The organism is Limimaricola cinnabarinus LL-001, assembly GCF_000466965.1.
GTDB lineage: Bacteria > Pseudomonadota > Alphaproteobacteria > Rhodobacterales > Rhodobacteraceae > Limimaricola > Limimaricola cinnabarinus.
On the sequence record NZ_BATB01000086.1, the window covers coordinates 1 to 10221 of the forward strand.

A 10221-nucleotide genomic window follows, 5' to 3' on the forward strand; every position below is an offset into this window, starting at 1 on the left:
CGGCCGAGATCGGCCATGGCGGCGCCGACCTGATGATCGCCGCCACCGCGCTGGCGCACGGGGCGACGGTGGTCACGGGCAACGTGTCGGATTTCGAACCGACCGGCGTGGCGATCCTCGACCCGTTCTGACGCCTCAGCCCTTGGCGCGGCGCACCATGCCGAAGAGGTCGCGCGTGTCGTCGGGATCGGCGAGCAGGTCGAGCAGGGTATAATGCCCCGTCCGGTCGAGCTGGTCGCGCACATAGCGCAGCGCCGAGAAATCCTCGGTCGCGAATCCGACGCTGTCGAAGAGCGTGATCTGGTCGGGCGCACGCCGTCCCTCGGCCTTGCCGGTGATGACCTGCCACAGCTCGGTCACCGGGTGGTCCGGGTCGAGCTGCTGGATCTCGCCCTCGATCCGGGTCTGCTCGGGGTATTCGACGAAGATGTCCGAGCGCAGCAGGATGTCGCGGTGCAGCTCGGTCTTGCCGGGGCAGTCGCCGCCGATGGCGTTGATGTGGACGCCGCGCCCGACCATGTTGTCGGTCAGGATCGTGGCGTACTGCTTGTCGGCGGTGCAGGTCGTGATGATCTCGGCCCCCGCGACCGCCTCCTCGCCGCTGTCGCAGGCGGTGACGTCGAGGCCGCTATCGGCGAGGTTCGCCACGGCCTTTTTCGTGGCCGACGGGTCGATGTCGTAGATCCGGACCTTCTCGATGCCGAGCATCTCCTGGAACGCCAGCGCCTGAAACTCGCATTGCGCGCCGGCGCCGATCATGGCCAGCGTCTTCGCCCCCTTGGGCGCGAGGTGACGCGCGGCCACGGCCGATGTGGCGGCGGTCCTGAGCGCGGTCAGCACCGTCATCTCGGACAACAGGATCGGATAGCCGTTGTCGACGCGGGCCAGCACGCCGAAGGCGGTGACGGTCTGAAAGCCGCGGCGCAGGTTCGAGGGGTGGCCGTTGACGTATTTGAAGCCGTAGGTCTCGCCATCCGAGGTCGGCATCAGCTCGATCACCCCCTCGGGCGAATGGCTGGCCACGCGCGGCGTCTTGTCGAACAGCTCCCAGCGGCGGAAATCCTCCTCGATGTAGTCGGCCAGCTCGGCCATCATCCGGCGCGGCCCGATGCTGTTCACCATCTCCATCATCTGGGCCACCGAAACGAACGGCACCATGGCGAGCTTGGACGGGGCGGGGGCGTCGGTCATCGGTCACTCCTGTCGGTCATGATTTTCCTTGATACTGGGGCATGACGCGCGCGGCGGGGAGGGGGCGGATTGCGCATGACGCGCGGTTCTTCCTACAGTTTGCGCAATGAACCGACGGATTGCGCAATGACCAGCTTTGATCAGACCGACCGGCGCCTTTTGGCGCTGCTGCAACAGGACGCGCGGATGCCCGTGGTGGCGATCGCCGCCGAGCTGGGCCTGTCGCGCGCCACCGTCAGCGCGCGGATCGAACGGCTGCGCGCCACCGGGGCGATCCGCCGCTTCACCATCGAGCTCGGTGCACCGGAGGCCGACGACATGGTGCGCGCGGTGATGATGATCGAACTTCAGGGCCCCAAGGCGCGCGGCGTCGTGGCGCGGCTGCGGCGGATGCGGCAGGTGTCGGATCTGTATTCGACCAATGGCGCGTGGGATCTCGTGGCGCGGATCGAGGCCGGATCGCTGGTCGAGTTCGACCGGGTGCTGGGCGATATCCGGGAGATACAGGGCGTGCTCAACTCCGAGACCTGCCTCCTGCTCGCCCGCGCCGGGGGCTAGGCCGACCCCGATGGCCGCGCGAAGGCCTTGCCAAGGGCGCGCGCCTGCCCGAGCATGGGGCGCGCGCCGGGGAGGCGGCGCAACAGGGCAGGAGGGTCGCCATGGCCGAAGCGCAGATCGTAGGCTGGGCGCATAGCGTGTTCGGAAAGAGCGAGGCGCCGGATACGGCGTCGTTGATGGCCGAGGTGACGGGCCCGGCGCTGGAACATGCCGGGATCGGCGCCGAGGAGGTCGACGGCGTCTTTGTCGGCGTGTTCAACAACGGCTTCTCGAACCAGGATTTTCAGGCATCGCTGGTGGCGATGGGGCATGACGGGCTGCGCCATGCGCCCGCGACGCGCTACGAGAACGCCTGCGCCACCGGGACGGCCGCGCTCAACGGGGCGATGGATTTCATCGCCGCCGGGCGCGGGCGCATCGCGCTCGTGGTCGGGGCCGAGAAGATGACCGCGACGCCGGGCGCGCAGGTGGGCGACATCCTTCTGGGCTGTTCGTGGCGCGAGGAGGAGGGCGAAACGCCGGGCGGTTTCGCGGGCATCTTCGGGCGCATCGCGCAGGGATATTTCCAGAAATACGGCGACCGCTCCGAGGCGCTGGCCCGGATCGCCGCCAAGAACCATGCCAACGGCGTGGAGAACCCCTATGCCCATATGCGCAAGGATATCGGCTTCGAGGCCTGCAACGCCGTCACCGACCGCAACCCCTATGTCGCGGCGCCATTGCGGCGGACCGACTGCTCTCTCGTCTCGGACGGGGCGGCGGCGCTGGTGCTGGCCGATGCTGAGACCGCAAGGCGATGCGCCGGGCCGTCGCGGTGCGCGCCCGCGCCCATGTGAACGACATCCTCGCCCTTAGCCGTCGCGACGTGCTGGCCTTCGAGGGGCCGAAAAGGGCCTGGGCCCGCGCCTTGCAGCAGGGCGGGCTGACGCTCGACGACCTGTCGCTGGTCGAGACGCATGACTGCTTCACCATCGCCGAGCTTCTGGAATACGAGGCGATGGGCCTCGCCGCCCCGGGGCAGGGGCACCGGGTGATCGAGGAAGGCGTGACCTCGAAAGACGGACGCCTGCCGGTGAACCCGTCGGGCGGGCTCAAATCCAAGGGGCACCCGATCGGGGCGACGGGTGTATCGATGCATGTGATGGCGGCGATGCAGTTGATGGGCGAGGCGGGCGGCATGCAGGTGCCGGACGCGAAGCTCGCGGGGGTGTTCAACATGGGCGGTGCCGCGGTGACGAGCTATGTGTCGCTGCTCGAACGGGTAGGCTGAGGCTGAGGCCGGCCCACCGCCGGACCGGCCTCCTTGCCGCGCCGCGACCTCAGACGGGGGTCGCGTGCTGCGCGGTTCTCGCGCGTCGGGTCAGCTCGACGGTGGTGTCAAGCATTTCGCTCTCGGCCTCGTGGGCCTCTCGCGCGAGATGACCGGTGCAGTTGGTGCACAGGATCAACCAGTCGCGCAGGTCGGCCCGAAGCCGCGTCTGCGCGCCCTCCTGCCAGCGGGTCACGGCCTGCGACAGCCGGGCCGTGTCGGTCCCGGCCTCGGATGTTTCGGCGGCAAACTCTCCGAGCGCCTCCGCCATGTGATGGCGGCGCTCGAACCAGCCCGCCAGAAACGTCTCTGTTTCATTGAGCAGGCGGACCTGCGCCGCCCAGAGATGCTCGTGCCGTAATGTCGGGAAGGATCGCGGTGCCACGGCCCGTGTCGAAGGCCGTCGATCGGCGGTTGCGGGTTTCAGTCGGGGTGTGCGGGTCATCTCAAGCCTCCCGTGCGAGATCGACGCAGGCTCATCCTGGCAGGTTCGGCCGCGTCGATCCACGATCGCGCGAGGCCCGGTCCTATGCGGCGGGAAATGGCCCAAGTGCCGCGCGAAGCCCGGCGGATTTGCGCGATTTCGAGGCGATCCGAACGCTACAGCATCACCCGATGAAATGTCTGGCGGTGCGGTGCGGCGAATCGCGCTGCGGGGTTCGCGGGCAGAGCGCAGGGGCATCCGCTGCGTCGGGGACGGCGGGCCGGAGGGCGGCACCGGCCCCCCGGCGCGACGCGACACCGGGCCGGGGCTATGCGCCCCGGCCCGGTGCCCGATGGCCCGTCGGTCAGGCCCGACCGACGGGGTCTCTCACTCGGCCGCGAACTGGTTCATCGTGTTCGCATGGCCACCGGCCTTCAATGCGCGGTCGCCGCCGACCATCTCCTTGAAGGTATCGCCGAGATCCGAGCCGACCTCGTGCTGGTGTTTGACCGCCGAGATGCCGCGCCGGATCTCCTCGCGCTGCACGGTCGCGACATAGGCCAGCATCCGGTCCTCGCCGAAATAGCCGCGCGACAGTTCGTCCACCGATTTGGCGGTGAGGTGGAAGGTCGGCAGCGTGATCAGGTTGTGGAACACGCCCGCCTTGGTCGAGATGTCGTACTGGAACCGCTTGAGCCGGGCGTCGGCCTCGCGCCCGAGATCGGTGTCGTCGAAATCGGCCTTCATCAGCTGGGTGCCGTCCGGGTAGTCGGTCTCGGCGATCCGGCCCTCGCCGATCCAGTCCTCGCGCACCTGGCGGCGCAGGTTCAGGGTCCAGTTGAAGGAGGGCGAGTTGTTGTAGACGAGCTTGGCCTGCGGGGCCTTCTGGCGGATCTCGTCGACCATGCCCGCGATCTCGGCCACGTTGGGGGTGTCGGTCTCGATCCAGATCAGGTCGGCGCCGCCATCGTTGAGAGAGGCCACGCAATCCTCGATGACCCGCGCCCGGCCGGTGTCGGGCTTGAAGCGCACGAGGCCGTTGGGCAGGCGCGCGGGCTTGGCCCAACCGCCGTCGCGCCACATGGCGATTTCGCCTTCGTCGGGCTGGCCATTGATGCTCTCGGTCTCGATCCATTTGAGGTATTCGGCCGCGTGGTCGCCGTTCTGCTGACTCACCGGGAGCTTCTGGGTCAGGCCCGCGCCGAGGCTGTCAGTGCGCGCGACGATGACGCCCTCGGTCACGCCAAGCTCTTCGAAGGCCATGCGGCAGGCGCGCAGCTTTTCGATGAAATCCTCGCGCGGGACGGTGACCTTGCCGTCCTGATGGCCGCATTGCTTGGCGTCGGAGACCTGGTTCTCGATCTGCAGGCAGCAGGCCCCGGCCTTGATCAGCTCCTTGGCGAGCAGGTAGGTCGCGTGCTCGTTGCCGAAGCCCGCGTCGATGTCGGCGATGATCGGCACGACGTGGCTCTCAAAGCTGTCGATCGCGGTGACGGCCGCGCGCTCGGCATTCGCGTCGCCGCTCTCGCGGGCCTTGTCGAGGGCGCGGAACAGGTCGTTCAGCTCGACCTCGTCGGCCTGTCGCAGCGAGACGTAGATTTCCTCGATGAGATCCGCGACGGCGGTCTTTTCGTGCATCGACTGGTCGGGCAGGTGGCCCCAGCGGTTGCGCAGACCCGCGACCATCCAGCCGGAAAGGTAGACGTAAGCCCCCTTGGTGGTGCCGCGCAGCCGCTTGACCGAACGGATCATCTGCTGGGCGTGAAAGCCCGACCAGCAGCCAAGGGACTGGGTGAAATGCTCGGGGTCGGCGTCATAGGCGGCCATGTCAGCGCGCATCACGCGTGCCATGTCGCGGGCGATGTCGAGATGGGTGTTGTAGGTGTTTTGCATCTGCAGCTGCAGGATGTCGTCGATGCCGATGCCGCCGGGCGCTTCGCCCTTGGGAAAGCGCGAGGCGAGGCTGGCGCGGCGCTCGGCATAGGTCTTTCGGCTCTGGGGGGTCATGTCGGTCATGTCGTCAGGTCCTTGTCGATGAAGGGGAAAGGGCGGGGGCCTTTGGGGCCCCGCGCCGGAAATCAGTCGAGCGTGTCGAGCAGCGGCGCCGCGAGGCGGGCGACGTGGTCGGGCTGCGGCGTGGCGCAGGCGGCCTCCTGCACGATGCGCGCGGCAGAGGCGTAGCGGCCGCGGTGGAAGCTGTGCGGACCGAGCCACTCGACCAGCGCCACGATCTCCTCGTGGATCAGTTCGGCGAGCCAGTCGGCGGTCATGCGGCGGCTTTCGCCGGCCTCCATCTCGACCGATGCGCCATGCGCCAGCCATTGACCGAGCCGCGCGCGGGCGAGATCGGCGGAGGCCAGGCCGTGAAGCTGGTCGTCGATGCGGACCGGGCCGCGACCGGCGATCCACGCGGCGAGCGCGCCGATGGCGACATGGACGGTGCCGCGCAGCCCGGCTTCGGTGACGGGGCCGGTATGGGGCTTGAGGAGCATCTCCGGGCTGATCCGGAAGTACTGGCGCGGCTTGCCGATCTGGTGCGCGCCGGGCAAGGCGCGGGCGGTCGCCTCGCGGGCGGGTTCGATCCGCTCGGGCGCCGCGAGCCACATGCCGTCGCAGCCCTCGTCGAGCGGGCGGCGCAGCTGCGACGCCTCGGCGCTGTCGGGGCCTTCGGCGATGGCGTGGGTGCCGCGGCGATGCGCGACCTTGACCATGCGCGCGGCGCAGGTCCCGAGGAAAGCGGCCTCGGGGTCGAGCGTCGCGGGCAGCACCGCGTCGGGATGGGCGCGCATCAGCCGCAGGTAGGAGGCGGTGAGCGGCGCGCGGCGCAGCGTCAGGCCAAGCGCGCGGCCCCGCAGCTCCCACAGGATCTCGTCCATCTCGAAGCCCGCATTGACGCTTTCGATCGAGACCTCGGCGCGGATCGTGCCGGGAGCGAGGCCCGCGCGCTCCTCGGCGATGTCGAGGATCTCGGACCAGAGCCGCGCCTCGCGGTGGCCGTCGATGCCGCCGAGTTGCAGGTACGGCCCCATGTCGCGCGCCGAGAGCGGCGTCGCGAGATGGGTGACGATCAGCGCCAGATCGAACAGACCCGCCGAAACCGGGTGGCCGCCGATCAGCAGCGCCGGCTCGTCGCGGTCCAGCGGGCGCGGACGGATCAGCATCGGCGTGTGGTCGTCGGGCGCTCGATCAGCGCCGCGATTCCGGCGACGAGGTTGGCGAAGCCGGGCGCGGTCGTCTCGTCGAGATCGACCAGCAGCGTCGAGACGCCGCCCGCGCGGGCCATGGCCAGCGCCCCGGCCTCGGCGGCGGTGGCGAGACCGATGCGGCGGTCGCGCAGGCCCTCGGGCGCGGGGTGCAGGTCCACATACCCTTGCGGATGCTGGCCGTGTCTTCGAGGTAATCGGGCATGCGGCCTTCATCGGCGCGTTCCTGACGGCGATCGCGGGCGACCGAGAGCGCCTGCATCTTGGGCGCGAAGCGGGTCTGAAGCTCGGCGGCGAGGGCAAGCGCCTCGTCGGTCAGGACGCGGGAGGCGCCGGGCACGTCGCGCAGCAGGACCGGCTTCGGGGCTGCGGGGGCGGGGACGAGATCGAGAGACATCTGCGTGACCTTCCTGTTGGTGGCACCGAAAGAGAGAAGGGTGCCTGTTCTGTCTGTAAGGTTAGTGTGGTCATGGCGCAGTTGCAGCATAATTTTGTTGCTAGTGGGTAATCTTGTAAGTTATGTCAGCGGTAAGTTTGAAACATTGTTAGGTCTGAAATGAGTGAGCGTGGTGAAAAGCTGCTGATCGGTCCTCGTCTCAAGGCGCTGCGCGTCTCGCTCGGGCTGACGCAGGTGCAGATGGCCGGACGTCTGGGGGTGTCGTCGAGCTATGTAACGCTGATGGAGGGCAATCAGCGCCCGGCCTCCGCGAAGCTCCTGATGCGGCTGGCCGAAGCGTTTGACATCAACGTGAGCGAGCTCGCCCCCGAGACCGACGCGCAGCTCGCCGCCGATCTGGCCGCGGCCCTCAAGGACCCGGCGCTCGAAGCAAATGTCGGGCGGGTCGAGATCGAACAGGCGCTCTCGGCCGCCCCCGGCGTTGCCGCGGCCCTCGTGCGGCTGCACGACCGCTACCGCCAGCTCGTGCTGTCGCGCCAGACCGACGCCAACCCGCTGGCGGACCGCGACAAGGTCGAGGTGCTGGAGGAGGGCAGCCGCGCGGTGCAATCCGTGCGCGCCTGGCTGTTCGAGCGGCGCAACCATGTCGACGCGCTCGACCGCGCCGCCGAAGCCATGGCCGAGGAGATGAAGCTGCACCGGAGCGAGCCGCACACCGCGCTGACCGAGCGGCTGCGCGGCCATGGCATCCGGGTGCGCATCCTGCCGTCCGATGTGATGGCGGGCCGGTTGCGCCAGCACGTGGCGCATCGCGGCGAGCTGCGCCTGTCCGAACTTCTGGGCCAGTCGAGCCGCCGGTTCCAGATGGCGGTGCTTCTGGCGCGGCTGGAACTGCCGCAGGAAATCGCCGACGAGGTCGCGGCGGCGGGTCTGAGTGATCCGTCGGCGCTGGCGCTGGCGCGGGTGACGCTGGCCAATTACTTTGCTGCGGCGCTGCTGATGCCCTATGCGCGCTTCCTCGCCGCCTGCGAGAGCGCGCGCTACGATGTGGAGCTTCTGAGCCACCGCTTCGGCACCAGCTACGAGCAGGTGGCGCACCGGCTCACCACGCTGCAGCGCGAGGGCGCGCGCGGCATCCCGTTCTTCTTCGTGCGGGTCGATCAGGCGGGCAACATCTCCAAGCGGTTCAGCGCGGGTCGGTTTCCGTTTTCCTCCTTTGGCGGCACCTGCCCGCTTTGGAACATCCATGCCGCTTTCGAGGCGCCGGACCGGGTGCAGACCCAAGTGATCTCGATGCCCGACGGGGCGCGGTATTTCTCGATCGCCCGCACCGTGACCCGGCATGGCGGCACGCTGGGCCAGCCCGCGACGCGGCTGGCCATCGGTCTGGGCTGCGACGTCGCCTATGCGCCGCGCCTCGCCCATGCCCAAGGGCTCGACCTCGACCGGATCACCCCCACCGGCATCGGCATCAACTGCTATCTATGCGAGCGGCCCAACTGCGCCAGCCGCGCCCACGCGCCGGTCAACCGCAAGCTCGAGATTGACGAGAGCGAGCGCGGCCTCGCGATCTACCGCTTCGAAGGCGAGCGGTGATCCCGGCCTCCCTTGCGTCACCCGGGGCGCGCCGCTAACGTCCGCTCGAATCCGTTGGGGTGCCCAGCTAGGGCTGAGAGGCGAAAGCCGACCCATCGAACCTGATCCGGTTGATACCGGCGGAGGGAACGGAGACGCGACCGGGGCCATGCATGCGCGCGCCCCGAATCCGTCCCGCGCCCCCGTCCGGGGGGAGAGCGAGACGATGCGCATCAAGACGGCCCTGACCATCGCAGGCTCCGACAGCGGCGGCGGCGCAGGCATCCAGGCCGATCTCAAGAGCTTTGCCGCCTTCGGCGTTTACGGCACATCGGCCCTCACCGCGATCACGGCGCAAAACACGCGCGGCGTTTTCGGCGTCATGCCGGTGCCGCCCGAGATGGTGACGGCGCAGATCGCCGCCGTGCTGGACGACATCCCCCCCGACGCGATCAAGATCGGCATGCTGGGCGACGCGGCGACGGTAGAGGCGGTGGCCGCGGCGCTCGCGGGATACGAAGGCCCGGTCGTGCTCGACCCGGTGATGGTGGCCAAGTCGGGCGATGCGCTGCTTGACGACGCGGCGATCTCGGCGCTGACCCGGCGGCTGATCCCGCGCGCGGCGATCCTGACGCCGAACCTGCCAGAAGCGGCGCGGCTTCTGGGGGTGTCGCCCGCTTCGCGCCCCGCCGAGATCGTGGCGCAGGGACGCGCGCTGCTCGATTTCGGGCCGGGGGCGGTGCTGATGAAGGGCGGCCATGCGGGCGGGCCGTGCTGCACCGACCGGCTGGTCGGCCGCGCGGGCGTGCACGAGGTGACGGGGCCGCGCATCGCCACGCGCAACACCCATGGCACCGGCTGCTCGCTCTCGGCGGCGCTGGCTGCGCTTCTGGCGACGGGACGCACGCCCGAGGCGGCGCTCGATCGGGCGCAGCGCTGGCTGTCGGGGGCGATCCGCGCGGCGGACGCGCTTGGGATCGGGTCGGGGCACGGGCCGGTCGATCATTTCCACGAGGGGCGGCGATGACACAGCGGGTGATCGGCGGCGGCGTCATGGGCCTTGCCGTGGCGGCGGAGCTGTCGTCGCGCGGGCGCGCGGTGACGGTGGTGGACCGGAGGGCCGGGGCCGGGCCGCATCACTGCTCGTGGTGGGCGGGCGGCATGCTCGCCCCCGATTGCGAGAGCGAGACAGCCGAGGCGCCGGTGGTGCGGCTCGGGCGCGAGGCGGCGGAGTGGTGGGCGCGGCAGGGTGCACAGGTCACACGGCGCGGCACGCTGGTGGTGGCGCTCGGGCGCGACCGGGCGGAGCTTGGACGCTTCGGCCGTCGCGTGGCTGGCGTGACGCTCGATGCCGAAAGCGTGGCGGCGCTGGAGCCCGATCTCGCGGGGCGGTTCGATCGGGGCCTGCATGTCGAGACGGAGGCCCATCTCGACCCGCGCGCGACGCTGGCGGGCTTGCGCGACAGGCTCGCTGCGCGCGGCGTGGTTTTCGAGACGGGGGAGGCGCGCGCGCAGGGTGCTGCGATCGACTGCCGTGGGTTGGCGGCGCGCGGACGCATTGTCC

9 protein-coding genes, 2 pseudogenes and 1 riboswitch are annotated in these 10221 nt (G+C 69.8%); of the genes and pseudogenes, 5 read left to right on the top strand and 6 right to left on the bottom strand.

Annotation, left to right across the window (positions count from 1 at the left end; genetic code table 11):
- Positions 1 to 135: 135 nt before the first annotated feature.
- The gene (gene ocd / locus MBELCI_RS17080; RefSeq protein ID WP_021695499.1) at positions 136 to 1191 is read right to left on the bottom strand and encodes an ornithine cyclodeaminase; all 1056 of its coding nucleotides are present in this window, start codon (positions 1189 to 1191) and stop codon (positions 136 to 138) included.
- A 126-nt stretch (positions 1192 to 1317) separates the two neighbouring features.
- Here ocd and MBELCI_RS17085 point away from each other — a divergent pair, with 126 nt between their 5' ends.
- Positions 1318 to 1749: an Lrp/AsnC family transcriptional regulator gene (locus tag MBELCI_RS17085; protein ID WP_021695500.1), complete on the top strand. Its 432-nt coding sequence runs from the start codon at positions 1318 to 1320 to the stop codon at positions 1747 to 1749.
- Positions 1750 to 1850: 101 nt separating this feature from the next.
- Positions 1851 to 3019, top strand: a pseudogene (locus MBELCI_RS17090) (acetyl-CoA acetyltransferase).
- A gap of 49 nt (positions 3020 to 3068) precedes the next feature.
- Here MBELCI_RS17090 and MBELCI_RS17095 read toward each other — a convergent pair.
- The 5 genes and pseudogenes from MBELCI_RS17095 to MBELCI_RS22815 all read right to left on the bottom strand — a co-directional run.
- Complete coding sequence (locus tag MBELCI_RS17095) at positions 3069 to 3503, bottom strand: hypothetical protein (protein ID WP_021695502.1); 435 nt, start codon at positions 3501 to 3503, stop codon at positions 3069 to 3071.
- 366 nt (positions 3504 to 3869) lie between these two features.
- A complete protein-coding gene (locus tag MBELCI_RS17105; protein ID WP_021695503.1) occupies positions 3870 to 5498 on the bottom strand; it encodes an isocitrate lyase in 1629 nt (542 codons plus the stop codon).
- A 62-nt stretch (positions 5499 to 5560) separates the two neighbouring features.
- Complete coding sequence (locus MBELCI_RS17110; protein WP_021695504.1) at positions 5561 to 6643, bottom strand: aldolase/citrate lyase/malate synthase family protein; 1083 nt, start codon at positions 6641 to 6643, stop codon at positions 5561 to 5563.
- Entirely contained in the window at positions 6637 to 6846 is a 210-nt protein-coding gene (locus MBELCI_RS22050; RefSeq protein WP_021695505.1) for a hypothetical protein, read from the bottom strand. Before MBELCI_RS22050 ends, MBELCI_RS17110 begins: the two co-directional genes overlap by 7 nt.
- A 29-nt stretch (positions 6847 to 6875) precedes the next feature.
- Positions 6876 to 7172 (bottom strand): annotated as a pseudogene (locus MBELCI_RS22815) (hypothetical protein); the annotation flags it as partial.
- A gap of 69 nt (positions 7173 to 7241) precedes the next feature.
- On the opposite strand from MBELCI_RS22815, the gene MBELCI_RS17120 reads away from it, so the two are divergent.
- The 3 genes from MBELCI_RS17120 to MBELCI_RS17130 all read left to right on the top strand — a co-directional run.
- Positions 7242 to 8678 (top strand): helix-turn-helix domain-containing protein, encoded by a 1437-nt coding sequence (locus MBELCI_RS17120; RefSeq protein WP_021695507.1) that lies wholly within the window; start codon positions 7242 to 7244, stop codon positions 8676 to 8678.
- 45 nt (positions 8679 to 8723) lie between these two features.
- A riboswitch (TPP riboswitch) is annotated at positions 8724 to 8823 on the top strand.
- Positions 8824 to 8883: 60 nt separating this feature from the next.
- Entirely contained in the window at positions 8884 to 9684 is an 801-nt protein-coding gene (gene thiD, locus MBELCI_RS17125; RefSeq protein WP_021695508.1) for a bifunctional hydroxymethylpyrimidine kinase/phosphomethylpyrimidine kinase, read from the top strand.
- A partial coding sequence (locus MBELCI_RS17130; RefSeq protein WP_045320421.1) for an FAD-dependent oxidoreductase occupies positions 9681 to 10221 on the top strand: 541 nt, incomplete at its 3' end. The genes thiD and MBELCI_RS17130, both read left to right, overlap by 4 nt.